At 66.1% G+C, this 23666-nt stretch carries 25 protein-coding genes, 1 tRNA gene and 1 pseudogene; 11 read left to right on the top strand and 16 right to left on the bottom strand.

The window, feature by feature from the left end; genetic code table 11:
• Positions 1–23 precede the first annotated feature (23 nt).
• Positions 24–722 carry a DUF2939 domain-containing protein gene (locus tag GQ56_RS0110585; protein WP_031398626.1) on the top strand — a complete coding sequence of 233 codons (699 nt, stop codon included), beginning with the start codon at positions 24–26 and terminating at the stop codon, positions 720–722.
• 87 nt (positions 723–809) lie between these two features.
• On the opposite strand, the gene GQ56_RS0110580 is transcribed toward GQ56_RS0110585, so the two are convergent.
• Positions 810–1307, bottom strand: a complete 498-nt coding sequence (locus tag GQ56_RS0110580) for a universal stress protein (RefSeq protein ID WP_031398625.1) — start codon at positions 1305–1307, stop codon at positions 810–812.
• A 336-nt stretch (positions 1308–1643) separates the two neighbouring features.
• On the opposite strand from GQ56_RS0110580, the gene nodI reads away from it, so the two are divergent.
• Positions 1644–2558: a nodulation factor ABC transporter ATP-binding protein NodI gene (gene nodI, locus GQ56_RS0110570; protein WP_031398624.1), complete on the top strand. Its 915-nt coding sequence runs from the start codon at positions 1644–1646 to the stop codon at positions 2556–2558.
• A 6-nt stretch (positions 2559–2564) separates the two neighbouring features.
• Entirely contained in the window at positions 2565–3398 is an 834-nt protein-coding gene (locus tag GQ56_RS0110565; RefSeq protein WP_031398623.1) for an ABC transporter permease, read from the top strand.
• Between the two features lie 37 nt (positions 3399–3435).
• Here the strand turns inward: GQ56_RS0110565 and GQ56_RS0110560 are convergent, their stop codons facing one another.
• The 4 genes from GQ56_RS0110560 to GQ56_RS0110545 form a co-directional block, all read right to left on the bottom strand.
• Entirely contained in the window at positions 3436–3858 is a 423-nt protein-coding gene (locus GQ56_RS0110560; RefSeq protein ID WP_031398622.1) for a hypothetical protein, read from the bottom strand.
• 100 nt (positions 3859–3958) lie between these two features.
• The gene (locus tag GQ56_RS0110555; RefSeq protein WP_031398621.1) at positions 3959–5017 is read right to left on the bottom strand and encodes a permease; all 1059 of its coding nucleotides are present in this window, start codon (positions 5015–5017) and stop codon (positions 3959–3961) included.
• Positions 5014–6141 carry a tRNA 2-selenouridine(34) synthase MnmH gene (gene mnmH, locus GQ56_RS0110550; protein WP_031398620.1) on the bottom strand — a complete coding sequence of 376 codons (1128 nt, stop codon included), beginning with the start codon at positions 6139–6141 and terminating at the stop codon, positions 5014–5016. Before mnmH ends, GQ56_RS0110555 begins: the two co-directional genes overlap by 4 nt.
• Positions 6142–6205: 64 nt before the next feature.
• Complete coding sequence (locus GQ56_RS0110545; protein ID WP_031398619.1) at positions 6206–7159, bottom strand: LysR substrate-binding domain-containing protein; 954 nt, start codon at positions 7157–7159, stop codon at positions 6206–6208.
• 163 nt (positions 7160–7322) lie between these two features.
• Here GQ56_RS0110545 and GQ56_RS0110540 point away from each other — a divergent pair, with 163 nt between their 5' ends.
• Complete coding sequence (locus tag GQ56_RS0110540; protein ID WP_031398618.1) at positions 7323–8744, top strand: M20 family metallopeptidase; 1422 nt, start codon at positions 7323–7325, stop codon at positions 8742–8744.
• Positions 8745–8782: 38 nt separating this feature from the next.
• Complete coding sequence (locus tag GQ56_RS0110535) at positions 8783–10069, top strand: MFS transporter (RefSeq protein WP_031398617.1); 1287 nt, start codon at positions 8783–8785, stop codon at positions 10067–10069.
• Between the two features lie 77 nt (positions 10070–10146).
• Here the strand turns inward: GQ56_RS0110535 and GQ56_RS0110530 are convergent, their stop codons facing one another.
• Both GQ56_RS0110530 and GQ56_RS0110525 read right to left on the bottom strand, forming a co-directional pair.
• Positions 10147–11199 (bottom strand): NADP(H)-dependent aldo-keto reductase, encoded by a 1053-nt coding sequence (locus GQ56_RS0110530; protein ID WP_031398616.1) that lies wholly within the window; start codon positions 11197–11199, stop codon positions 10147–10149.
• A 147-nt stretch (positions 11200–11346) separates the two neighbouring features.
• Entirely contained in the window at positions 11347–11784 is a 438-nt protein-coding gene (locus GQ56_RS0110525; protein WP_031398615.1) for a PaaI family thioesterase, read from the bottom strand.
• Positions 11785–11953: 169 nt separating this feature from the next.
• On the opposite strand from GQ56_RS0110525, the gene GQ56_RS0110520 reads away from it, so the two are divergent.
• Positions 11954–12442 carry a winged helix-turn-helix transcriptional regulator gene (locus GQ56_RS0110520; protein WP_031398614.1) on the top strand — a complete coding sequence of 163 codons (489 nt, stop codon included), beginning with the start codon at positions 11954–11956 and terminating at the stop codon, positions 12440–12442.
• Between the two features lie 345 nt (positions 12443–12787).
• A complete protein-coding gene (locus GQ56_RS0110515) occupies positions 12788–13411 on the top strand; it encodes a phospholipase D family nuclease (protein ID WP_031398613.1) in 624 nt (207 codons plus the stop codon).
• A gap of 149 nt (positions 13412–13560) precedes the next feature.
• Here the strand turns inward: GQ56_RS0110515 and GQ56_RS0110505 are convergent, their stop codons facing one another.
• Positions 13561–13788, bottom strand: a complete 228-nt coding sequence (locus GQ56_RS0110505) for a hypothetical protein (protein WP_031398612.1) — start codon at positions 13786–13788, stop codon at positions 13561–13563.
• A gap of 265 nt (positions 13789–14053) precedes the next feature.
• On the opposite strand from GQ56_RS0110505, the gene GQ56_RS0110500 reads away from it, so the two are divergent.
• On the top strand, positions 14054–15025 hold the full coding sequence (locus GQ56_RS0110500) for a GGDEF domain-containing protein (RefSeq protein ID WP_031398611.1): 972 nt from the start codon (positions 14054–14056) through the stop codon (positions 15023–15025).
• A gap of 66 nt (positions 15026–15091) precedes the next feature.
• Here the strand turns inward: GQ56_RS0110500 and GQ56_RS0110495 are convergent, their stop codons facing one another.
• The 4 genes from GQ56_RS0110495 to GQ56_RS0110485 all read right to left on the bottom strand — a co-directional run bounded on the left by GQ56_RS0110495 (position 15092) and on the right by GQ56_RS0110485 (position 17211).
• On the bottom strand, positions 15092–15565 hold the full coding sequence (locus tag GQ56_RS0110495) for a VOC family protein (protein WP_031398610.1): 474 nt from the start codon (positions 15563–15565) through the stop codon (positions 15092–15094).
• A 392-nt stretch (positions 15566–15957) separates the two neighbouring features.
• On the bottom strand, positions 15958–16200 hold the full coding sequence (locus tag GQ56_RS47030; protein WP_075122916.1) for a hypothetical protein: 243 nt from the start codon (positions 16198–16200) through the stop codon (positions 15958–15960).
• A gap of 211 nt (positions 16201–16411) precedes the next feature.
• Positions 16412–16720, bottom strand: a complete 309-nt coding sequence (locus GQ56_RS0110490) for a hypothetical protein (protein WP_031398609.1) — start codon at positions 16718–16720, stop codon at positions 16412–16414.
• Between the two features lie 47 nt (positions 16721–16767).
• Positions 16768–17211 (bottom strand): VOC family protein, encoded by a 444-nt coding sequence (locus GQ56_RS0110485; RefSeq protein ID WP_152601713.1) that lies wholly within the window; start codon positions 17209–17211, stop codon positions 16768–16770.
• Positions 17212–17237: 26 nt separating this feature from the next.
• Between GQ56_RS0110485 and GQ56_RS0110480 the strand changes: the two genes are divergently transcribed.
• Positions 17238–17981 (top strand): DUF695 domain-containing protein, encoded by a 744-nt coding sequence (locus GQ56_RS0110480; protein ID WP_031398607.1) that lies wholly within the window; start codon positions 17238–17240, stop codon positions 17979–17981.
• A gap of 818 nt (positions 17982–18799) precedes the next feature.
• Here the strand turns inward: GQ56_RS0110480 and GQ56_RS0110475 are convergent.
• The gene (locus GQ56_RS0110475; RefSeq protein WP_031398606.1) at positions 18800–19186 is read right to left on the bottom strand and encodes a hypothetical protein; all 387 of its coding nucleotides are present in this window, start codon (positions 19184–19186) and stop codon (positions 18800–18802) included.
• Between the two features lie 325 nt (positions 19187–19511).
• Between GQ56_RS0110475 and GQ56_RS0110470 the strand changes: the two genes are divergently transcribed.
• A complete protein-coding gene (locus tag GQ56_RS0110470) occupies positions 19512–19976 on the top strand; it encodes a plasmid fertility inhibition factor family protein (protein ID WP_031398605.1) in 465 nt (154 codons plus the stop codon).
• Between the two features lie 85 nt (positions 19977–20061).
• Here the strand turns inward: GQ56_RS0110470 and GQ56_RS47025 are convergent.
• Positions 20062–20577 (bottom strand): annotated as a pseudogene (locus tag GQ56_RS47025) (N-acetyltransferase family protein).
• Between the two features lie 669 nt (positions 20578–21246).
• On the opposite strand from GQ56_RS47025, the gene GQ56_RS0110455 reads away from it, so the two are divergent.
• Positions 21247–21765, top strand: a complete 519-nt coding sequence (locus GQ56_RS0110455) for a VUT family protein (RefSeq protein WP_031398604.1) — start codon at positions 21247–21249, stop codon at positions 21763–21765.
• A 55-nt stretch (positions 21766–21820) separates the two neighbouring features.
• Here the strand turns inward: GQ56_RS0110455 and GQ56_RS0110450 are convergent, their stop codons facing one another.
• Together GQ56_RS0110450 and GQ56_RS0110440 are read right to left on the bottom strand one after the other, a co-directional pair.
• Positions 21821–22759 (bottom strand): phosphatase PAP2 family protein, encoded by a 939-nt coding sequence (locus tag GQ56_RS0110450; RefSeq protein ID WP_081894886.1) that lies wholly within the window; start codon positions 22757–22759, stop codon positions 21821–21823.
• 801 nt (positions 22760–23560) lie between these two features.
• A tRNA-His gene (locus tag GQ56_RS0110440) sits at positions 23561–23636 on the bottom strand.
• Positions 23637–23666 lie beyond the last annotated feature (30 nt).

The following is a 23666-nucleotide window of genomic DNA, read 5'->3' as shown; positions in this document are numbered from 1 at the left end:
AACATTCCCGCACCGGAGGCAACGTGACCGTATCGCCGGGCCGCGCATCGCGGCTCAAGCCCCTGCTGATCGTCGTGCTGGCCGTCGCGGTCATTGCGGCGATCGGCTATGCGTACGCGTCGCCGTATGTCGCGCTCGGTCGCCTGAAATCGGCGATCGATGCGCGCGACGCGCAGGTCATCAGTGAATACGTGGATTTTCCGTCGCTGCGCATCAGCCTCAAGCAGCAGGTCACGGAAGAACTGATGCGCCGGATCGACGCGGTGAAGAAAGACAATCCGCTCGCGGTGATCGGTGCACTGATCGGGTCCGCGCTGATCGGCCCGCTGGTCGATGCGTATACGACCCCGGAGGGCGTGGCCGCACTGATGAGCGGCTTGCCGCCGCGCGGCACGCCGGACGAGCGTCCACCTGAATGGTCGAATCTGCCGTCTGGCCATGCACCGGGCAACACGTCGGCCAGCCCGGCCCCGGCAAGTGCCGCCGTTGCGGGCAGCAATACGGGCGCCGCGTCATTGCCGGCTCCGGCCTCTGCTGCACAGGCCGGCCCGGGCGATCCGGAGACTCCGCCGCACCGGCAGCAAACCAGCGCCGGCTACCGGAACATCGACGAGTTCGTCGTGACCTACCAGCGCAGTGCCGACGGCACACGCTATGCGGCTATCTTCCACCGCTTCGGCCTGTTCTCGTGGAAGTTGTCCGCGATCGACCTGCACGCGTAACGGCTCGCGGTCGGCGCCCGCGCGGTTGATCCGGCGTGGCGCCCGACCCGCGCGAATCGCCGGCCAGGCCGCCATCGCATCAGACGATCATTTGCCGCTCGCCGTGGCCGCTTCACGCTCGCGCGCCATCTCGGCCTTCTGCTCCTGCGCCGACGAACACGCCACCAGAATGCTGCAGTTCACGCGATCGAGCAGTTGCGTGTTGCCCGACCCCATCCACCATCTCGAGAGCCCGCTGCGGCACCGGTGGCCGACGACGACGAGGTCGACGTTCAGCTCCGTCGCGAGATTCGCGATTTCATCGATCGGATAGCCGAACGCGAAATGGCCCTCGGCTTGCACCCCGCGCTCGCGTAGCCAGTTCACGCCTTCCTGCAGGATTTCGCGTGCCGTTTCCTCGAACCGGCCGCACGCGACGTCGGTCAGCAGACCCGCGCTCTGCGCAATGCTCGAACGCATGTCGACCACCGACAGCAAGTGCGTTTCCGCCTTCAGGTCCATGGCGAGATTGGCGCCGCAGCGCAGTGCCTTGCGCCCTTCGAGCGAGCCGTCGTAACACAGCAGAATCTTGTTGTAGCTAGCCATGTAACCTCCCTATCGCAATACGAGCCCACGCCTTCATCATGGTGCGCCGCAATTCAGGACGCAAGGGATGGAAAACGCTGATTCGCCCCGCCTGGCATGTGCGCGATGATGCGGTGCACGATCGGTGCGCGCATGCATCGCACCGTGCACGCATGCGCTGAAGCGACGCAGCCGATGCACTAGAATGGCCCGTTCGTACTCCCGCGTGCCGTCAGGCGCACGGGGCGCACGCTTCGGTCATGCCCGTGTGACACGCATTCGTCCGATCCGTTCGCCCGCCGGCCACGCATCCGGCGCCGGAACGCTTCCGCGCCCGCACACAACGACAAACTGCCCATGTCCGTTGCACCGATCGATTTCCGGAACGTCGTCAAGCACTACGGCGACAAGCGCGTCGTCAACGGCCTGTCGTTCACCGTGCAGGCCGGCGAATGCTACGGCCTGCTCGGGCCGAACGGCGCCGGCAAGACCACGACGCTGAAGATGCTGCTCGGCCTCGCCCAACCCGATGCTGGCAGCATTTCGCTGTGCGGCGAACCGGTCCCATCGCGTGCGCGGCATGCGCGCCAGCGCGTCGGCGTGGTGCCCCAGTTCGACAATCTCGACCCCGACTTCAGCGTGCGCGAAAACCTGCTCGTGTTCGGCCGCTATTTCGGCATTCCGACGCAGGCGGCACGCGCGCTGGTACAGCCGCTGCTGGAATTCGCGAAGCTCGAGAACAAGGCCGACGCGAAGGTCGGCGAGCTGTCGGGCGGCATGAAGCGCCGTCTCACGCTTGCCCGTGCGCTCGTCAACGATCCCGACGTGCTCGTGCTCGACGAGCCGACCACCGGCCTCGATCCGCAGGCGCGGCACCTGATGTGGGAGCGGCTGCGTTCACTGCTCGCGCGCGGCAAGACGATCCTGATCACCACGCACTTCATGGAAGAGGCCGAACGGCTGTGCGACCGCCTGTGCGTGATCGAGGAAGGCCGCAAGATCGCCGAGGGCGCGCCGCGCGCGCTGATCGAATCGGAGATCGGCTGCGACGTGATCGAGATCTACGGGTCCGATCCGGTTGCACTGCGCGACGAGCTGTCGGCCTTCGCGAAACACACCGAGATCAGCGGCGAAACGCTGTTCTGCTACGTGAGCGACCCCGAGCCGCTCAACGCGCGGCTCAAGGGTCGTACGGGATTGCGCTATCTGCATCGCCCGGCCAATCTGGAAGATGTGTTCCTGCGGCTCACGGGCCGCGAAATGCAGGACTGATCGAACATGGATGTCCGCAACTATTCCGCCGCCGCACCGTCCGCGCCACAACGCGAGTCGCGCTTCGCGATCGCGCTGCCGGCAAACGCGACCAACTGGGCCGCCGTCTGGCGACGCAACTATCTCGTGTGGCGCAAGCTCGCGCTTGCATCGATGTTCGGCAATCTTGCCGATCCGATGATCTATCTGTTCGGGCTGGGTTTCGGGCTCGGCCTGATGCTCGGCCACGTCGACGGCGTGTCGTATATCGCGTTTCTCGCGGCCGGCACGGTCGGGTCCAGCGTGATGATGTCCGCGAGCTTCGAATCGATGTACTCGGGTTTCTCGCGGATGCACGTGCAGCGCACGTGGGAAGCCATCATGCATACGCCGCTCGCGCTCGGCGACATCGTGCTCGGCGAGATTGTCTGGGCAGCCAGCAAGGCGATGCTGTCCGGCGCCGCGATCATGCTCGTCGCGGGCGCGCTCGGCTACGCACGGTTTCCGTCGATGCTCGCCGCGCTGCCCGTGATCGCGCTCGCGGGCCTCGCGTTCGCCGCCGTCGCGATGATCGTCACGGCGCTCGCGCCGTCGTACGATTTCTTCATGTTCTATCAGACGCTCGTGCTGACGCCCATGCTGCTGCTGTCGGGCGTGTTTTTCCCGACCTCGCAGTTGCCGCCGATCGCGCAGCACGCAGCGCATGCGCTGCCGCTCGCGAACGCGGTCGAGCTGATCCGGCCCGCGATGCTGGGCCGGCCGGCGACGGATGTCGCGTTGCACGTCGCCGTACTGGCCGGCTACGCGGTCGGCGGCTTTCTGCTGTCCGCGTGGCTGTTCCGGCGACGGATGATGCGCTGACGGCCGGCGCACGCGGCGCCGGCATCATGCGACGACGTTACTCGTCGTCGTCGCTCCACGGGATCTCGACGTCGGTCAGGAACGCGACGGTCGCGAGCGGGCCGCCTTCCTGGCGGCCGAGCTTGCCGTCCGCGCGGTGCCATTCGACGCGGAACTGCGTGCCCGGATCGTCTGCCACCAGATACACCGTACGCAGCTCCTCCTTCTCGGCTTCGTCCACCGGGCCGTCGAACGACACCAGCATCTTCTGCGGCCACAGGCCGTTGACCGGATCGTAAATGCGGTCGCCCTGCGGGATCTCGATGCTGGCCTCGACGCCGATCGTTGCGGAGGCCTCGATGATCATCGTGCCGAGTGCGTTCAGCACGGCGGTCGCCCGCGCGGAATTGGCCTGGCGGATCGAGAGATCGCCGCGCGTCAGCGCCTTTTCGAGTCGAGGATGGATCTTCGGTTGGGTCATGCGTTTTCCTGTTTGCTTCTTGTAAAGGGCACCGCACGCGCGAAACGGCGGCGCCGGATGAATACGACGATGGCGCCGGTCGGCGCACCGCTCGCGCGTGTCAGAACCCGAGCGCGACCGCGAGCAGGCCGCTCGCGATCCCGAATACGACGACGAGGATCGCGACGATGGCCAGCATGTACGGCTTGAACGAACGCGCGAGCATGGCGAGCGACGGCACGCTGATCGGCGGCAGCGTCATCAGCAGGGCCGCGGCCGGGCCGACGCCCATGCCGAGCGACAGCATTGCCTGGATGATCGGCACTTCCCCGGCAGTCGGGATCACGAACAGCATGCCGGCAATCGCAAACGCGACGATCCAGCCGAGATGGTTGCCGATGTCCGGACCGATATGCGGGAACAGCCATGCACGCGCGGCGCCGAGCAGCAGCACGAGCACGATGTATTCGGGCACGAGCCGCACGACCATGCGCGCGAGCAGCTTCATCCAGCGGACGAACGGATTGCCGGCCGCGGCCTGCCCGGCCGCCAGCGCGGCGAGCTGCGCATCGTCGACGCTGGCGTCGCCCGGGCGCGCAAGCCGGTTCAGCAGATAGCCGATCCCGAACACCATCGCGATGCCGAGCACGAGGCGCAGCATGCTCCAGTGCCAGCCGAGCACGAAGCCCATGAAGACCAGCGCCGCCGGGTTCAGCACCGTGTTGCCGAGCCAGAACGCGACCGCGCCGCCCGGCGATGCGTTGCGAGCCCGCAGGCCCGCGACGACCGGCGCCGCGCAGCACGTGCACATCATCCCGGGCAGCGACAGCAGGCCGCCCGCGGCGACGCTGCCGAACCCGGTACGGCCGAGCACGCGCGCGACCCAGTGCGCGGGTAGCAACGCCTGCACGGCCGAACCGAGCAGCAGGCCGAGCACCATCGCCTGCCAGATCGCCTTGCCGTACGCCCATGCGTAGTCGAGCGCCGCCTTCAGCGACGGCTCGGGCGCGGCCGCCGACGTGCCCATCAGGATCGACTGGCCGATGGAATGATGCTCGGCGGCAACGAACGCCTTGTTGTAGTACGGAAACCATTTCACATAGAACAGGCCCGCGACTGCGATCAGCAGGAAGGTCATCCAGCCAAGGGCCGGGCCGGGTTGGGTGCGTGTGGTCGTCATCGTGTGGTCGTCGATTGGTTTTTGTCGATTACGGATTCCGCGCCCGTCGCGAGCGCGGCCGACGCGGGCAGCCCGGCTTGCGCGAGCCGGGCCAGCAGCGTGCGCGCCTGCTCGCCCACGTCCGCCGCGTTGGGCCGGAACGTGAGCGTCAGCACCCGGTTCGGCGTGCCGTACGTCGCGCGGTAGGTACGCGCATAGGCGGGATCGTAATGCCTGTCGATCAGTTCGGCGAACAGGTCGGCGCGCGCATCTGCATCGATCAGCGCGTTCCAGCGCGTCACCTCGTCGCGGCTGTGCAGGCCGATCAATCGATGCAGTTGCGCCTTGAAGGCCGCCGGATCGTCGAACAGATGGCCATAGTCGTCGAGGAGGAAGTCGATGCGCTCGTCGTGCGTCGCCTCGACCTGCACCCACGGCCCCGCGTGAAACGCGTCGACCAGCGCGATCGGCAACTGCACGAGCCCGATCTTGCGGCTTTCCGATTCGACGAACACCGGCCATTGGGGGTCGAAACGCTCGAGCGCCCCGACGAGCCCCGAATCGAACCCTTTCTGCGTCGGCTGCGGCTTGCCAGGCAACGCGCCGAGCAGCGAGCCGCGGTGACACGCGAGCGCTTCGAGATCGAGCGTTTGCGCGCCCACGTCGCCCAGGGCGTTCAGCAGGCGCGTCTTGCCGCAGCCCGTATGGCCGACGAGCGCGATGTAGCGAAAGCGCGTCGGCAGCAAGTCGAGCGTCGCGCACACCGAGCGGCGGTAGGTCTTGTATCCGCCTTCGAGCTGGCGCGCCTTCCAGCCGATCAGGTTGAACCAGGTCGTCATCGAGCCCGAACGCATGCCGCCGCGCCAGCAGTAGATCAGCGGCCGCCAGTTGCGCGGCCGGTCGGCGAACGTGGTGTCGAGATGGCGCGCGATGTTGCGCGCGACGATCGCCGCGCCGACCCGCGTCGCCTCGTAGGGCGAGACCTGACGGTACATCGTGCCGATCAGCGCGCGCTCCTCGTTGCCGAGCACGGGCGCGTTCAGCGCGCCGGGAATATGATCCTCGGCGAACTCGAGCGGCGTGCGCACGTCGATGAGCTCGTCGAACTCGCCGGCGCGATCGAGGGTGGCAATCAGGTTCTTCAATTCGGTGTCGAACAGGGGCGATGCGGCTCGATGAGCCGCACGGGCGCGGAAGGCGGATTGGCGATTATCTCACGGGCCGGCGTCTCGGTCCGCGCGCGACGGCCGGCGGCGGCGCGGCGGCCTGCATCGCGTCGATCAGGTGATCGCGAAAAGCCCGTACCGACGTGGGCAGGTCGCGCCCCGCCATCGTCTGCACCTGGATGCTGCGCTCGCGAAGCTGCGGGTTCGTCACGGGCACGACGACGAAGCCGTCCGCGTCGCAGCGGTCGCGCACCGACAGCAGCCCCGTGAACATCACCGCGCCCGTACGCCGCGCGTAGCCGTACATCGCCGCCGTGTTGTTGCTCGTCAGCTCGGGCTCGAGCAGCAGCCCGTCGAGCGCGCATGCGATGTCGATCAGCTGGCGCACCGTCGTGCCGGCCTCGGGCAGCACGTGCGGGTGACACGCGACATCGGCGAGCGATACCGCGCCGCGTGTCGCGAGGGGATGGTCGTGACGCACCAGCGCGAAGATCGGCGCGCGCTCGGTATGCTCGACGCGCACGCCCTTCTCCGGCGCTAGGCTGAAGGTCAGCGCGATGTCCGCATCGCCGTCGCGCACGCGCCGCGTCGCGTCCGCCGGCGACACGACCCACACGGAGAAGTCGACGCCCGGGTGACGCGCCTTGAAGCTCGCGAGCGCGCCGGGCAGGAAATCGATCGCGAACCCTTCCGAGCACGCGATCTTCAGCAGGCTGCCGTGCAGCGCGTCGAGCCCGCCGATGTCCTTCATCACGTGCTCGGCCTCGAGCAGGCTGCGCTGCGCGAACGCCAGCAGCCGCTCGCCCGCCTCCGACAGCGCCATCCCGCGCGGCCGGCGCTCGAACAACGGCGCGCCGAGCTCGCCCTCGAGCTTCGCGATCTGGCGGCTGATCGCCGACACGGCCACATGCAGCCGCGCGGACGCGTCGCTGATCGAGCCGGTACGCGCCACCTCCACGAAATACCGCAACGCCAGGCCATGCAGGAAAGCCGCCATCGTTCCGTCTCCACGCCGCGCTTGGTCAGTCTGCTTTGCCTTTTCGGCAAAGAAAGGTTCGAAATTCGATCATTGTGACAAAAAAAACGGCTTTCTAGAATCGATCGCACTTCCCGCTGCATGCGCGTCGCGCGCGTGCAGCCCTCGACCCAGGAGACACGACTTGAGCCGTACCGCCGCCATCCAGCACGCGCTGAACCAGTTCGAATCCGGTGCGTTCTTCACGACCCTGAGCCGCCGCGTCGGCCTGCGCACCGAAAGCCAGGACAGCGGCAACGAAGCCGCGCTGCGCGCCTACCTGAGCGACGAAATCGCGCCCGAGGCTGCCCGTCTCGGCTTCGCATCGCGGATCGTCGACAACCCCGTCGACGGCGGCGGCCCGTTCCTGCTCGCGTCCCGCCACGAAGACGACGCGCTGCCGACCGTGCTGATCTACGGTCACGGCGACGTCGTGCGCGGCTACGACGCGCAATGGCGCGCGCCGCTGTCGCCGTGGACGCTGACGGCCGACGGCGACCGCTGGTACGGCCGCGGCAGCGCCGACAACAAGGGCCAGCACACCATCAACCTGGCCGCGCTGGCGAGCGTGCTCGACGCGCGCGGCGGCCGGCTCGGCTTCAACGCGAAACTGCTGATCGAGATGGGCGAGGAAACGGGGTCGCCGGGCCTCGACGCGATGTGCCGCCGGGAGCGCGACGCGCTCGCGGCCGACGTGCTGATCGCATCCGACGGTCCGCGCATCGCCGCTGCGCGCCCGACCGTGTTCCTCGGCTCGCGCGGCTCGGTCAACTTCAGGCTGGGCCTGCGCGCCCGCGACGGCGCGCACCATTCCGGCAACTGGGGCGGACTGCTGCGCAACCCGGCGATCGTGCTTGCCCATGCCCTCGCGAGCCTCGTCGATGCCCGCGGCGCGATTCGCGTCGCGGGGCTGCGTCCGCCGCCGATCCCGGCCGCCGTGCGCGACGCGCTCGCCGATCTTGCCGTGGGCGGCGGCCCCGGCGATCCGGCGCTCGACGCGGACTGGGGCGAGCCCGGCCTCTCCGCGGCCGAGCGCGTATTCGGCTGGAACACCTTCGAGATCCTCGCCTTCAAGGCGGGCAATCCCGAGCACCCCGTCAATGCGATCCCGCCCGTCGCGTATGCGCACTGCCAGTTGCGCTTCGTCGTCGGCACCGACTGGGAAGCGCTGCATGCGCACCTGCGCGCGCACCTCGATGCGCACGGCTTCGCCGACGTCGAGATCGACGTCGAGCGCGGCGCACCGGCGACGCGCCTGTCGCCGGACGATCCGTGGGTCCGCTGGGCCGTCGCGTCGCTCGCACGCACCACCGGCAAGCGGCCCGCGATCCTGCCGAATCTCGGCGGCACGCTGCCGAACGAGGTGTTCGCCGAGACGCTCGGACTGCCGACGCTGTGGGTGCCGCATTCGTACCCGGCGTGCTCGCAGCACGCCCCCGACGAGCATCTGCTTGCAAGCGTCGTCCGCGAAGGGCTGCAGATGATGGCCGGCCTCTTCTGGGATCTCGGCGACGACGCGCCGACCGTTCGCCAAGCGGCGCCCGCCACGGCTGCCGCCGCCCTGTAACGCGCGCTTCGCCCCCTTTCAAGGAAGCTGCCCACACGATGAACACGACCACCCTGACCTCGCACGAAGTCGCCCGCCCCAGCGCCGCGCAGATCCGGCGCATCATCTTCGCGGCGTCGATCGGCAACGCGCTCGAATGGTTCGACCTGATCGTCTACGGCTTCTTCGCGGTGACGATCGCCAGGCTGTTCTTTCCCGCCACGAGCGAAGCGACGTCGCTGATGCTCACGCTCGGCACGTTCGGGCTGTCCTACCTGATCCGGCCGATCGGCGGCTTCGTGCTCGGTGCGTACGCGGATCGCGCAGGCCGCAAGGCGTCGCTGCTGCTGTCGATCGCGATGATGATGGCCGGCACGCTGCTGATCGCGCTGATGCCGACTTACGCGTCGATCGGCATACTCGCGCCGCTCGGGATCATGCTGTCGCGACTGATGCAGGGCTTTTCCGCGGGCGGCGAATTCGCGAGCTCGACCGCGTTCCTCGTCGAGCACGCACCGCAGCGGCGCGGCTTCATGTCGAGCTGGCAGTTCGCGAGCCAGGGCCTCGCGACGCTGCTCGCATCGGGCTTCGGCGCGCTGCTGACGGCCACGCTGACCACCGCGCAACTCGAAAGCTGGGGCTGGCGCGTGCCGTTCCTGTTCGGTCTCGCGATCGGCCCGGTCGGGCTGTACATCCGCCGCTACGTCGACGAAGGCGTCGAGTTCAAGGCGCAGGCCCGCTCCGAGGCGCCCGTGCGCGAATTGTTCGCGGATCAGAAGTTGCGGCTGCTGCTGTCGATCGGCGCGCTCGTGATCTCGACCGCGCTCAACTACATGGTGCTGTACATGCCGACCTACGCGATCCGGCAGCTCGGGCTGCCCGCTTCGACGGGCTTCGCCGCGACGCTCGCGACCGGCTTCGTGCTCACGCTCGTCACGCCGGTCGTCGGGCACCTGTCCGATCGCACCGGACGGATCCGCATGATGGCGGTCGCGGCCCTCCTGATGCTCGTCACCGTCTGGCCGACGTTCGCATGGCTCACGCGCCACGCATCGTTCGCGGCAATGCTCGCGGCACTGGTGTGGATCGGCGCGTTGAAGGCGATGTACTGCGGCGCGCTGCCGGCGCTGATGGCCGAGCTGTTTCCGTCGCAGACGCGCGCAACGGGGCTCGCCGTCAGCTACAACACGGGCGTCACGCTGTTCGGCGGTTTCGCGCCGTTCGTCATCACCTGGCTGATCAGCGCGACCGGCAACCGGCTGGCGCCGGCGCTCTACCTGATGGGTTGCGCGCTGTTGAGCCTCGCCGCGCTGTTCGTCGCGCGCACGCGGCTCAAGATGCGGTAGCCGAACCGGCGGCGGTGCGGCGATCCGCCGCCGGTGCGGCCCGTTGCGGCATCGCTGCCGCACGGGCCGTGCGCCGTTTACGGCGCCGGGTTCGGCTGCAGTTCGTGCAGCGCGTCGATCTCGGCGAGCACCGCGTCGGACAGCTTCACGTCGATGCTGCCGATGTTCTCCTTCAACTGCTCGAGCGACGTCGCACCGATCAGGTTGCTGTGCACGAACGGCCGGCTGTTGACGAAGGCAAGCGCGAACTGCGCGGGCGACAGCCCGTGACGCCGCGCGAGCGCGACGTAGCGCGACGTCGCCTCGACCGCCTGCGGCTTGCTGTAGCGCTGGAAGCGCTCGAACAGCGTGATGCGCGCGCCGGCCGGGCGCGCACCGTTCTCGTACTTGCCGGACAGCCAGCCGAACGCGAGCGGCGAATACGCGAGCAGCCCTACGCCGTCGCGATGCGTGAATTCCGACAGCCCGTTCTCGAACGTGCGGTTCAGCAGGCTATACGGATTCTGGATGCTGGCGATGCGCGGCAGCCCGAGCTTCTCTGCCGCATGCAGGAACTGCGCGACGCCCCACGGCGTTTCGTTCGACACGCCGATCGCGCGCACCTTGCCGGCCTTCACGAATTCCGCGAGCACGCCGAGCGTCTCCTCGATCGGCACCGTGTATGTGTCGTCGACCCACGGATAGGCAGGACGGCCGAACGTGGTCGTGCTGCGGTCCGGCCAGTGCAGTTGATAGAGATCGACGTAATCGGTCTGCAGGCGCTTGAGACTGCCGTCGAGCGCTTCGGTCAGGTTCCTGCGGTCGAACTGGTTGCCTTCGCCGCGAATATGGCGCGGATTGTGCGGCTGCCGCGCCGGCCCCGCGATCTTCGTCGCGAGCACGACGCGGTCGCGCTGCGCGCGATGCCGTGCAAGCCAGGTGCCGATGTATTGCTCGGTGCGGCCTTGCGTGTCGGGCTTCGGCGGCACGGGATACATCTCCGCGGCGTCGATCAGCGTCACGCCCTGCGCGATCGCGTAGTCGATCTGCTCGTGCGCGTCGCGCTCCGAGTTCTGCTCGCCCCACGTCATCGTGCCGAGACCGATCAGGCTGACCTCGATGCCCGAATCGCCGAGTGTGCGGTATTCCATGCTGTTCCTGTCGCGTCGGTGGAAAGCAGAAACGCTATCACACTGAAGCGGCCGCTTCAGACGGGCGCCGCGCAGGCTTACATTTCCCCTTCGACGCCGAAACCGGCGGATACGCACCTGCGAGGACGGCCGCCCTGCCGTGGTCCGTTACTGCGGACGCTGAATGAAACAGGTCGCCGACGCATGCGCGACGATCTTGTCGTCGGGCGTCTTCAGCGTTCCTTCCGCCACGCCCAGCGAGCGCGACAGGTGAATCACGCGCCCTTCCGCGATCAGATCGACGTCGCGCGGCACGGGCCGCAGCATCTTCACGTGCAGATCGACCGTACCGTAGCCAACGCCCGCGTCGAGCATCGAATGCACCGCGCACCCCGTGACCGAATCGAGCACCGTCGCGGCGAAGCCGCCGTGCACGCCGCCGAGCGGGTTCAGATGACGGCCGTCCGCCCGCGCCGAAAACTTCACGTAGCCGAGTTCGACGTCCAGCGGCCGCATCGGGATCGTTTCGGTGATCGACGCGAGCGGCGCATCACCCGCGATCGCATTGCGCAGCAGATCGAGGCCGGACAGGGGAAGCGAATTCATCGGGTTGTCTCCGGATTGAAAGCGCGTGGTCGCGCTAGTAAGTTCTAAATTGGAACTCATTATCGACAGGGAGGCCGGCCGTTGTCAACGCGGCCGGGCCCGTCGCAACCGAAGGCGGGTTCTATAATCGAGCCCGCTATTTCGCTGAACCGCTGCAAGAGACTCGACGATGAAATGGGATGACATCGGCACGCTGAACTGTTCGGTCGCGCGTACGCTCGCCGTGCTCGGCGACCGCTGGACCATGCTGATCCTCCGCGACGCGTTCCTCGGCTGCCGCCGCTTCGACGCGTTCCAGGCACGGCTCGGCCTGACGCGCCACGTGCTGGCGGACCGGCTCGCGCGGCTCGTCGACGAAGGCGTGCTGATCAAGCACACGTACCAGGAGCGCCCGCCGCGCTTCGAATACCGGCTGACGGACAAAGGTCTCGACCTCTACCCGGCCCTGCTCGCGCTGATGGCGTGGGGCGACCGCTGGAAGAACGACGGCCAGGGGCCGCCCGTGCAACTGCGCCACCGCACCTGCGGCCAGCTGATGCATGCGGTCACCATCTGTTCGGCGTGCGGCGAACCGCTCGACGCACGCGACGTGCAGCCGGAGCCCGGCCCGGGATGGAGCGCACCCGGCGAAGGCGCGGCGCCCCCCGTCGACGATTGACGCATCGCGCGCCCGACCGCCTGACACACACCAATCGCGCGTACGTTCGCACTATTGCCGCGGGACGCACCGAGCCCGTTGGACCGCGTGCGTGCCCGACTTGCTCGATACCCTGCCGCCGCACTCGCCACCGCACGTCGCCCTCGGTCGCAGCCGGCACGCAAGCCGAACCGGATCGCACACGCGGATTGCGCACGACGCGATCCTTCTTCATGCGCCCCGCCACCGCCGACCGTTGCGATCACATCACTCAACCTGGCGAACCCTGCGCCGCCGCACGTGACCGGGCCGCCGCGTCTGCGTTACACTCACGGCCCGCTGTCTCGAAATTGTTCGCTGTCCAAGATGTTGTCGCGCAATCGCCTCGCCGCCGCCTGTCTCGCCGCCTCCCTGCTTGCCACACCGTTCGCCGCCTTCGGCAAGACGCAAAGTGAATCGCTGCTTCAGCAGGCGATCGACCTCGTGTCGCGGTGGCTGCCGGCGCCCACCCACGAAGCCCCCGCGACACAGGTTGTCGAATCGGCGTTCTCGCCCGACGGCGGCGCCGAAGCGCTCGTGCTGAAGGCGATCGGCGCGGCGCGCAGCTCGATTCGCGTCGCCGCCTATTCGTTCACGTCGCCGCCCGTCACGCGTGCGCTGCTCGCCGCCAAGCAACGCGGCGTCAATGTCGAGGTGGTCGTGGACGACAAGGGCAATCGGGCCAAGAGCAGCAAGCAGGCGTTGAACCTGCTCGTCAATGCCGGCATCCCGACGCGCACGATCGACACCTATGCGATCCATCACGACAAGTACCTCGTGATCGACGCGGAGCACGTCGAAACGGGCTCGTTCAACTACAGTGCGTCGGCGGCCAGCCGCAATTCCGAGAACGTGGTCGTGGTCTGGAACAATCCGCGACTCGCGGCGCGCTACCTCGCGCACTGGCAAAGCCGCTTCGACCAGGGCGTGCCGTACCGCTCCAGCTACTGACGCACGTCGCGCGGCCGCGCATCGTTCGACATTCCGCCTTCAGTCGCCGCATTGCCGATGATCGGCGATGCGTGGCGCAAGCTTCAATTCGGCCGAATGGCCAGCACGGCGCCTGCTTATCGAACACCCCGCGCGACACTCCGCCACACTCAATGAATGCCGGGCATCCGTCCGGTCGACACACCGGTGCGCGCCGCGGGCCCGCAGCGGCCCGCATGCCGGCCCAAGCCGTTCGCCGCAGGCGTCGACAAACCGCTCGCGCCGCCCGGCAGCGCGCTGCCGATACAGACCATGCCCAACGTCAGCGTGTCATGAACCATCGGGTAGAGGAAATACAGCGCAAAAGCGAGATAGCCCGCGTACAGAATTCGAACCATGGTGCGATGGGATGCGATGAACGATTGGACTCGTCCTGTTTACGGCACTGCGCCCGGCACCTTGAGACGTCGCGCCTCCGGCTGCGCGCCCGACCGGAACGCAGGGCCGGCTGCGCCCGCCTCCAGCCGCGCGTGCAGCGATCCGGGCCGTGCCGAACACACCCGTCGCCGGGACTGTACGTTGGCGATGCACCGGATAATGCGCGATACTGTCCGGCATACGATCCCGAGCCCGGCCTGACAGCCGGGACAAAAGACAAGGCCCATGCAAATCGCACCGAAACCGGCCGATGAGGCGGCCCGGCTCGATACGCTTCATTCGCTCTCGATCCTCGATACGCCCCCCGAAGAGCGTTTCGACCGCCTGACGCGTCTCGCGCGCCGGCTGTTCGACGTACCGATCGCACTCGTCAGTCTCGTCGACGAGGATCGCCAGTGGTTCAAGAGCCATGCGGGGCTCGATGTCGCGCAAACGTCGCGCGATGCGTCGTTCTGCGCACACGCGCTGCTCGAGGGCCATACGATGGTGATCCAGGACGCGCTGAACGACGATCGCTTCCACGACAACCCGCTCGTCACCGGTGCGCCCGGCATCCGCTTCTACGCCGGCCGCCCGCTCGCCGCGCCGAACGGCGCACCGATCGGCACGCTGTGCCTGATCGACACGCGGCCGCGCTCGCTCGAACCCGACGAACTCGCGCTGCTCGGCGATCTCGCCCACATGACCGAGCGCGAGATCGCCGCGCTGCATTTCGCGACCACCGACGAGCTCACGCAACTGACGAACCGGCGCGGCTTCGAGATCCTGGCCCGCCACGTGCTGAGCCTGTGCGATCGCCTCGATCGTCATGCCGAGCTGCTGTTCTTCGACCTGAACGACTTCAAGTCGATCAACGACCGCTTCGGCCATGCCGAAGGCGACCACGCGCTCAGGGCATTCGCCGACACGCTGACGGGCACGCTGCGCGACAGCGACGTGATCGCACGGCTCGGCGGCGACGAGTTCGTCGTGCTGCTGAGCGCCACCGAGCCGGCCGACCTGGCCGGGCCGATCGAACGCGTGACGCAGGCGCTCGCGCAGCGCAACGCGGCCGACGCCCGCGGCTACGCGATCCGGTTCAGCGTCGGGCATGTCGCCTACGATCCCGCGCACCATCGCGACGTGGCCGATCTGCTCGCGTTGGCCGACCAGCGGATGTACGAGGACAAGCAGCGCCGCAAGGCGGCCGGCGCATAGGCTCGGACGATCCGGGCGCCGGCGCAGGCCGCCGCCCGGCCGTTCAACGCCGGTTGCGCGGCTGCGTCAGTTGCCGCACGGCGGCGCGCTGGCCATGGCCTGCGCGATCTGCTCCGGCGTCAGGTCGCGCAGATGCGTCGCGATCGACCAGCGATGCCCGAACGGATCCTCGACCTGCCCGTAGCGATCGCCCCAGAACATGTCGGAAGCAGGCATCGTGACCGTCGCGCCGGCCGCGACCGCCTTCGCGATAGCCGAATCGGCGTCCGGCACGTACAGGTGCAGGCAGACCGCCGTACCTTTCAGCGCCTTCGGCCCGAACGCGCCGTGCTCGGGCATTTCATCCATCAGCATCAACGTCGAATCGCCGATCGCGAGGCACGCATGCGCGAGCCGGCCGTCGGGCGTCGCGAGGCGAAACCGTTCGTGCGCATCGAATGCCCGCGTGTAGAAGTCGATGGCCGATGCTGCGCCGGCGCAGATCAGGTGCGGCGTCAGCGTGCGCATCCCTTCCGGGATCGGTTTGGCGGACGTGGACATGGGTGTCGCTCCTTCGGTCAGTTGTCTTGTCGGAATCGGGACGCACGCACGAAGCGCACGCCTCCGATCCCACGACGAACGACCCCGACGGAAATCGACACGATGCCCGACATTTTTTCCGGAGTACGCGAGTGCGCGGATTCCCGGTATCGGGCGCCATCGGCCCGTTCGGTCGGTCGCCCCGATCATCCGGCCCCCGCGCCGGGCGATCGGCCCCGTCGCACCACCCGACGTCTACGCACGACGAACGCATCGGGTATGGATCGCCAGGATAACGAAAGCCGGTGATGTTCCTGAAGCCTGTCGGCAGGCACGGATCGAGATCGGGAGAACGCATCGACGACGCGCGCAAACGCGCCTTCATCCGGGCAGAACAGTCACCATCGGCAATTTCAATTGCACACCTTGACGGTACCGTTGGTCGTGCATTGACCGGTGGACCAATGGCTCTGCCCTGCCAGATGAGGCGCCAGACCGTTGCCGCGAATCGGCACGACGGGCGACGATGCCGGAACGGCCACGGCCGCCGACGCGGTCTCGGGCGACGGCAGCGTAGGCGGCGCGGACGCGGTCTGGCAAGCCGACAGCGCAAGACAGCACGCGGATGCCAACGGGGCGATGAGAGGTCTGGACATGGTCTCGTACGCGTTTGCGCCGCACGCCTCCTGCACCGACACCGGCTCGCCGGAAACACGCGGCCCGTCAAACCGTTCGGTGCAACCGGCAATGCAGGACGCCGATCGTCCGATACTACGCCTCCCGATCGACGCTGTGCGCGAGTCCGTTCGGCCGGGTCTCGCGAGCGCTACCGCCGGTCGCACCTGCCGCCTGCGCATGCCGCGCCGGTCAGATTTGCGGAAGATCGCGCAACGTGCGTGACTCGCTCGTCGCATCGATGTCGAGTTCGATGCCCTCCGAGGCATCGCGGTACAGCACGCGTTTCAGCCTGGGCCCGATCGCCGTGGCATCCGATGCCGAGAAGATCGCGCGAACGTCGTCGCCGGACGCGAGCGCCCGCGCGACGTCCGCCACCGGCGCCTCGCTCGGCGCCGCCGCCCACGATCGGTCGGCCGGATTCACGGCCGCCCAGCGCACATGCGTCACCCGCGCGCTGCGCGGATCGATACGCACACCATTCACCGCAAACATCGACATCGGCTTCTCCTTCGAACTTGTTGCGGCCCGCTGCGCCCAGGCGCGGGTCACGGACGGCCCCAGATCTCGCAGACGTTTCCCGCCGGGTCCGCCACGGAAATCGCCACCGTGCCGTCGCCGTAGTCCCACGCATTCAGGAGGCCGACGCTGCACGATTCAAGTCGCTCGACGGCTTGCGAAACGCACGCCACCTCGATCGCCAGCGCGATTCCATGACCGGTCGGCCGAAATTCCGGATACGGAAACTCGCCGCCCCGGCCCGTATGAACAGTCAGCGTCGCACCGCCCGCGACGAAGCGATGCCACGGATTCCCCGCGGCCGACACGCCGCTGGAATGCACCGGCAGCGCGAGCGCCAGACGATAGAAATCCACCACCGCCCGGAAACGATCATCCTCGACCGGCACCAGGATGCCCAGACTTGCAATCATGTGCGCTTCTCCAGCCAATGCGATTTTCGATGATACATTGGGGCGCTTTGCAACCGTCAACAGACAATCGTGTACGGGAGAAACACATGACCGACGCCTGGGGAACCTTCCCTGCCAGAATGGGCGACCATCAGGCCTTCATCAGCTTCAACCACAGCTTTGCGGAAATCGCGGAGGGCGATCCGCGCACGTCGCTGCTCAGCGTGCGCGTCCCGCTGGCACGTCCGACGCCCGAAGGCCTGCCGGCCGGCGACGAGTTCGCCGATCTCGCGAAGATCGAGGATCTGCTGGACGCCGCGATCGCCGCGAAAGGCGGCGTGCAGGTCGGTCGCATCACCGCCGACGGCAATCGGGATTTCCTCTTCTACGTGCCGTTCGACGAGGCCGAGGCGGCGGAAATCGTCGACGCGCTCGCCGAACAGACAACCTACTCGCTCCAGTACGCGCACCAGGACGATCCGGACAAGGAAGCGTACTGGCAAACGCTCTACCCGACCGACGACGACCGGCAGATCATGCACGACATGCAGGTGCTCGACGAATTGCGGAAGAAAGGCGACGCCGCCAACGTGAGCCGGCGCGTGATGCACTGGGCGTTCTTCCCCGACCCGAGCGACGCGCACCAGTTCGCGGACTGGGCGGAAGCGAAAGGCTATCCGGTCGAATCGGTCGCACCGACCGAAGACGGCAGATCGGCCGTGCGGTTTTCGCACGAAGGCACCATGGCACTGGCCGACATCACGCGCCATACGGTTGCGATCAGTCGCGAGGCGCGTTCGCTCGGAGGAGAATACGACGGATGGGAAACCAGCGTCGAACAGGCTGGCTGAGCGGTTCGGCGGAGCACGCCGCGCGCGCCGTGACGTGACGCATTCGATGTAAAAAATATCCCGGCGGCACTGCTGCACGCCGCCGGGACCAACGCATCGCCGGCCGGAACCGGCAATGGGCCTGAGGGTTCGCTCAGGCACGAGGAAAGCAATCCATGCGGATCAGGCGAACGGGTGCCGGGGTGCGCAATCGGTGCGATCACACGGCAGCCGGACGAACGCCTGTCCGGTTCCGCCGACGCGGCCTTTCGGCGTCGGACGGGCAAAAAGCCCCCGCTCCTGCGCGAGCGAGCGGGGAAACGGTTGACCGGGCCGGGGAAGAACGGTCAACCGGCCAGATTGTGAGCGTCGGTCGCGCAACGATCTGTGCGGCAACTCACCATTTGGTGACAATGTCGCCGCGACCGGCAACCCTGCACGGCGCCCGTAGCGCGCCGACGTGCCCGGGCATGTCGAAGATGGCGTGATATTTCTGCCGGCCGCACCGACAACAAATCGGTCGACGGTATTTTCGTATCTACCTTATTCGAGCCCCATTGCATGACAATGCCGAGTGCCGCTGCCAACGCAAGGAATCTTGCCGGCCGTCGTCACTTTTCTTCCTTTCATGTCCGCCGTTGTATTTTGTTTTGATTCAAGCCGATATTTTCTGGCCCCGGCGCAGTGTCCGGTAACGCGCAAGTATTGTCAAAGCAGCGATACTCTATTTTTTCATCACTGCAATTTCAACTTCATTTCCGTTTGTCGCATTGCACCTGAAGGTGCTTCTCGAACACCTCAACCCGCACCATGACAATCCTGTTTCGTCATTTGGCGAGTCAGTTGGAAAGCCAATCGGCGATCGCCTCGATCCAGTCGAGATCGGCGACGATATCAAGGACAGTTTCACTGACGCCTTCGGCCGTCGATCCGTCCGTCGACACTGCTCCGGAAGCCGCCGCGCCCGCCTTCGCGATCCCGGCCGACGCTCCGGAACGTGGATCGGCAAGCTGCTCGAGCCAGTCGACGATATTGGCGCGCGCATCCTCTTCATCGGCGAAGTCATGCCGCTCGAGAAAGCGGTCGAACGCGCCCCACGCAAGCGCCTGGCTCCGCGAACCGGATGCGAGATGCCAGTCGACAACGCGTGTACGGCCTGATTCTCCGATTTCGAGCGTCGCGGTGAAACAGTAATCGAGATACTCGATTTCAAGTTTCGATGCCATGGGTTTCTCCAGTCAATCTGCCCTCTCGGCTCTTATGACAATCCGCATGCACGTCACTCCTGAACGTGTCGTCAATCCTGCATGAATTTTGCGCGCACGTCATTCCAGGCAGCAGTATCGCGATATTCCCGCAACTCGTCGATATCAACCGCCGGACGCATGATCGAGGCCGGATTGCCAACGACTCGCGCCGCGCTTTCGCTCGCGACGCCGGTTTCGCTGCGAGTCGCGTCGTTTTCCCGTTCCGGGTATCGACCTGCTCCGCCGTTGGGTTCGGACTGCTAGACTTTAACCACGAAGACCGCTTGCGACACCAGAGGGACTCATGGCAATCGCCCGCATACACCAGAACGGCATGGAGGTCTGGATTATCCGGCTTCCCGGGCATGCCCCCTACGCCTATGCACACCTGAAACGGGTATTCGCGTCCGACGACTCGCGACATCGCGTCGTGACGATCGACGTGAAAAAATTGCTGGCCTGCGCCGACCGCGACACGACGGATTACGTGCTGCCGTCGGTTCAGTACTGGGCCCCTGGAAAAGCCGCCGGAATTCGCGAATTCCTCGATCCGGGCCAGGACAGGATTCCCGACATGCCGTTCATCACGTTTCGCGAGACCCGAACCCGGACACTGCTCGGCATCCCCGGCCTGTCGAAAGTCGGCGTCGTGTCGTTCCGCAACGGCCAGCATCGCGCGCGCTATCTTGCCTATGCCGGCGCCACGGCGCTGCCCGTCGAGGTGCACGAGACGGAGGCCGATCTGCTCGTGCGGTATTGCGGCGAATGACCGCGACGCACGTTCGGGGTTCGCCCGGCATCCCGGCGCGGCCGCATGTCGCGCGTTCCGGCCTGCGGATGCCGCCGGCGGGCCGCTAGGCCTGTATCACGTAGATTCGATCGGTGACCTGCGTCCTGCCGATACGACCCGTTTCGATCCCCGCCGGTTGCCAGCCGTTGTGCTCGTAGAAAGCGATCGCGTGCCGGTTACCCTCCAGCACCCGCAGTTGAACCTGGTCCACGCCGAGCGTTCGCGCCCATGCGCGAACGGCTTCGATCATGCGTTTGCCTGCCCCGCTTCAGTGATGCGAGGGATGGACATGCAGGCAGTCGAGCAGCACGCCGGCCTCAGGATCGACCGGGCGCTCGGCACTGACGAAGCCCACCGGCTCGCCATCCGACTCCACGATCAGCACGAGGCCCCACTCGCATTCGTCGCGATCGAGATAGTTGCGCCACCGAACCGCGTGTTCCGCCGGCACCTCGTCGGACAGATAGGCCGCCGGCAGGATATGGCTGTATGCGGTTTGCCAGCTCAGCGTGTGCAGGCGCGCGATGCGATTTGCGTCGTGCGTTGTCGCGGCGCGTAGCGTGATCGGGGTTTCCGGCATCGTGGGCCACTCCTTCTGCTCGTTCTCGTTCTCGTGATCGGGACGTCTCGTCGCGAATATACCGCGCATGACGGCATGTACCGCTCGACTTCGCCGTGCTCGCGCGATGCTCCGTCGGCGCAGTTCGTTGCCGCTGCAACGGCGCGTCGGCAAAAAAAAATCCCGACACCACCATTGGTCGTCGGGATCGAACGGCCCAGCAAAGCATGAGGGCACGAGGAAGTCGATACATTACACGAACGTAAGACTGTTGCGCTTTGTCGATTTTCGCCAGGCTCCTGTCCTGTTCCGCCATTCAGGCTGCGGCTTGCCGCCGTAAACGAAAAAAGCCTGCTCGCGCGACACGCGAGCAGGCAAGGAAACGGATCAGCATTCGAGGCACGAGGGCTGTCCATAAAAGATAACGGCACGACGCGCACAAACCTTAGCCGGAACAGCAAACTGCACAAGATCGCAGCCGGATACCGCCATACAATCTCGCGTTGCGGTTGCTTTGGTGCAACCCGGCTGCAACCCGGCGTTATGCTGTCGTTCCGCGTCCGGGCCCATCGGCAATCGCCTGCATTTCGGCCCGGGTTGCCGGCAGCGCATTCCGCCGTCGAAGCGGTCGCATCCGGCTCACTCCGGCGTCGAATCGACGCAACCCGCACTCATCACCGCAGAGGAACCATGTACGTCTTGATCTATATCGCAGCAGTCGCTGTCGCGAACCTGATGGTCGCTCACTTCGGTCCTGCTGCCACACCGATCATCGCGTTCCTTCTGATCGGACTCGATCTCGCGATCCGGGATCGACTCCACCTCGACTGGCGCGGCCGCGCGCTCTGGTCGCGCATGTTTGGGTTGATCGCGGCGGCTGGCGTCGTCAGTTACATGCTCAATCCCGCGGCCAAGGAGATCGCCCTTGCATCGCTCGTGGCATTCGGATCGGCAGCCGTAGCGAGCGCGATCGTGTTTCAGCTCGCGCGGCGCTTCCCGATACTGGCACGCGCAAACGGCGCGAACGTCGCGGGTGCCGCAGTCGATTCCCTCATCTTTCCGCTGATTGCATTTGGAGCGGTTTTCCCGACGATCGCCGCGTTGCAATTCGTCGCCAAGGTGGCGGGCGGCGCCTTGTGGTCGTGGGTGGTTTTTCGAAATACGCGAACGGCCCAGGCGGGGATCGCCGGCAACGTAGTCGATCGTTGAAAACGGGCGGGGTGCCGGGAGGCAATCGTTGGTTGACGAGGTCGTTGTCGGTTCGTCAGTTGTTCAAGACCGGCCACTTCCGTGCCGCATAGACGGAGAACCAGTGGCGCATCCACCAGATCGTCGCGATGCCCACCATCACGCCCGCACCGATGTCGGCCAGGTAGTGACCGCCGACCGAGAACGTCGATACCAGCATCAACCCGTTCAGCCCCAGTGAAACGCCAAGCAGCACACGAAAGTTGCGCACGACGTAGATCAGCATCAGGGCAAGCACCGCGTGGAAAGACGGCATCGAAACGATGCCCTGGACCGCGAAGGGATCGATGACCTTCAATTCTCCGCGTCGGACATGATAAAAATCCGTCACTTGCGACACGGTGCCTGGATCGGTAATGCCGAAATGGGCAAACGGACTGGCGGCCGGATACAGGGCGGCGACAGGCAGCACAATCAGCAGCGAAACGACGAAAATCAGCATCATTTCGCACAGCTCCTGCCTTCTTCGCAGCAGCCCGAACAGGAAGCAATAGACGATCATCTGGATGAATGCGCTTCCGTATGCAATTCGCAATATCGGCTGCAGGCGCTTGTATTCACCGATCCAGCGATACGTTTTCAGCCAGTCGAATCCGACAGACCGCTCCCAGCCCAGCAGTACGTCCTGCACCGCAGGCCTGCCGAGTGCCGCTGCGACATATGAGGCAATGGCGGCTGCCTGCCCATACACCGCTATCGTCAACAGGCAGAAAATGGCGAGCGCCAGATCCCGACAGCGGAGACGTTGCGCAACGGAGCGATAGCGTTGAATACGCTCGACATTGAACAGGCAGCAGCACAACAGGGCTGATATCACACCCAGCTTCGCAAACCGGGGAAACCAGTCGGGTCTGATGGACAATCCGACCGAACCCATCGTCGTGAAATCGATCGTGAACACGGCGGCTATCAGCATCCACGCAATCGCGTACGACGCCCAGATTTTGTGTTTCACCCCGGCCCCCGACGAATAATTATTCGACAAAGTCTATCCCATGGGTTTCCGAGAAAAAAGGTCGCTCGGCCTGCCCCGCTTCGGCGCGGTCTTGGTCGCCGGCTCGCCGGCAGACAACTGCGGCATTGCTGTGTCGGCACCGACGTTCGTCGTGGGACCCACTCGTCCGGTCGCCCGGTCGCTGGACTTCGGCAATCGCTGAAGGTCGTGCGCAGGTGAAGGAGTCGTACCTTCACGATTGCGAAGCGGACCAGGCACGCATCGATACGCGTCTGGCATGTGGCGATTTCCGGATCGCATCGACAACGTGTGCGGGCACGGCTGAAATGCGGAGCGCGTAGGCGCGGGCCGTCGAATTCAGCAGGAACGCCGCCGGGTACGACGCAGCGAGACGCAACTGCACAGCGGAACGGTCGCCCCGTCCGGCTTCAAGGTGGTAACGAACATGCCGAGTTCGCCGGCAACCGCAAGATTGAATTTCTCGACTGACCGTGGCTGCAGGTCGATTGGATGGCCGGACACATTCGCATGCAATGGCGTGGCGATGCCATCGAGCAGATCGAAATCACACTGCCGTTCGCCACATGATCCCGATCTGCAGCGACCAAGGCATATAGGTACGTCTTTATGACGCAATACGGCTTGCACTACGCGCGCGGCGACAGCACGCCGCGTCGACGATCGAAACGAATCGCAATGCGGAAAGCACCGTGAATTCCATTTTTGGAATGCCAAAACAAAAACGGCACTGTCTTTTGGGACAGTGCCGTTTTTCACTACTTGATACTGCTTGGAATTCTTTGGGGTGGCTGATGGGACTCGAACCCACGACGACAGGAATCACAATCCTGGACTCTACCAACTGAGCTACAGCCACCACTGTTTTACTGCCTTTCTTTCTTCGCTG

The sequence above is a fragment of the Burkholderia paludis genome (assembly GCF_000732615.1).
Taxonomy (GTDB): Bacteria; Pseudomonadota; Gammaproteobacteria; order Burkholderiales; family Burkholderiaceae; genus Burkholderia; species Burkholderia paludis.
This window is presented reverse-complemented; position numbering and strand designations above follow the sequence as displayed.

Coding starts and splice junctions, on each gene's coding strand:
- GQ56_RS0110535 (WP_031398617.1), top strand. CDS start 8,783: ATGAACACGACCACCCTGACCTCGCACGAAGTCGCCCGCCCCAGCGCC.
- GQ56_RS0110545 (WP_031398619.1), bottom strand. CDS start 7,159: ATGGCGGCTTTCCTGCATGGCCTGGCGTTGCGGTATTTCGTGGAGGTG.
- GQ56_RS0110520 (WP_031398614.1), top strand. CDS start 11,954: ATGAAATGGGATGACATCGGCACGCTGAACTGTTCGGTCGCGCGTACG.
- GQ56_RS0110500 (WP_031398611.1), top strand. CDS start 14,054: ATGCAAATCGCACCGAAACCGGCCGATGAGGCGGCCCGGCTCGATACG.
- GQ56_RS0110525 (WP_031398615.1), bottom strand. CDS start 11,784: ATGAATTCGCTTCCCCTGTCCGGCCTCGATCTGCTGCGCAATGCGATC.
- GQ56_RS0110515 (WP_031398613.1), top strand. CDS start 12,788: ATGTTGTCGCGCAATCGCCTCGCCGCCGCCTGTCTCGCCGCCTCCCTG.
- GQ56_RS0110565 (WP_031398623.1), top strand. CDS start 2,565: ATGGATGTCCGCAACTATTCCGCCGCCGCACCGTCCGCGCCACAACGC.
- nodI (WP_031398624.1), top strand. CDS start 1,644: ATGTCCGTTGCACCGATCGATTTCCGGAACGTCGTCAAGCACTACGGC.
- GQ56_RS0110455 (WP_031398604.1), top strand. CDS start 21,247: ATGTACGTCTTGATCTATATCGCAGCAGTCGCTGTCGCGAACCTGATG.
- GQ56_RS0110470 (WP_031398605.1), top strand. CDS start 19,512: ATGGCAATCGCCCGCATACACCAGAACGGCATGGAGGTCTGGATTATC.
- GQ56_RS0110560 (WP_031398622.1), bottom strand. CDS start 3,858: ATGACCCAACCGAAGATCCATCCTCGACTCGAAAAGGCGCTGACGCGC.
- GQ56_RS47030 (WP_075122916.1), bottom strand. CDS start 16,200: ATGTCCAGACCTCTCATCGCCCCGTTGGCATCCGCGTGCTGTCTTGCG.
- GQ56_RS0110475 (WP_031398606.1), bottom strand. CDS start 19,186: ATGGCATCGAAACTTGAAATCGAGTATCTCGATTACTGTTTCACCGCG.
- GQ56_RS0110530 (WP_031398616.1), bottom strand. CDS start 11,199: ATGGAATACCGCACACTCGGCGATTCGGGCATCGAGGTCAGCCTGATC.
- GQ56_RS0110480 (WP_031398607.1), top strand. CDS start 17,238: ATGACCGACGCCTGGGGAACCTTCCCTGCCAGAATGGGCGACCATCAG.
- GQ56_RS0110555 (WP_031398621.1), bottom strand. CDS start 5,017: ATGACGACCACACGCACCCAACCCGGCCCGGCCCTTGGCTGGATGACC.
- GQ56_RS0110495 (WP_031398610.1), bottom strand. CDS start 15,565: ATGTCCACGTCCGCCAAACCGATCCCGGAAGGGATGCGCACGCTGACG.
- GQ56_RS0110490 (WP_031398609.1), bottom strand. CDS start 16,720: ATGTCGATGTTTGCGGTGAATGGTGTGCGTATCGATCCGCGCAGCGCG.
- GQ56_RS0110580 (WP_031398625.1), bottom strand. CDS start 1,307: ATGGCTAGCTACAACAAGATTCTGCTGTGTTACGACGGCTCGCTCGAA.
- GQ56_RS0110505 (WP_031398612.1), bottom strand. CDS start 13,788: ATGGTTCGAATTCTGTACGCGGGCTATCTCGCTTTTGCGCTGTATTTC.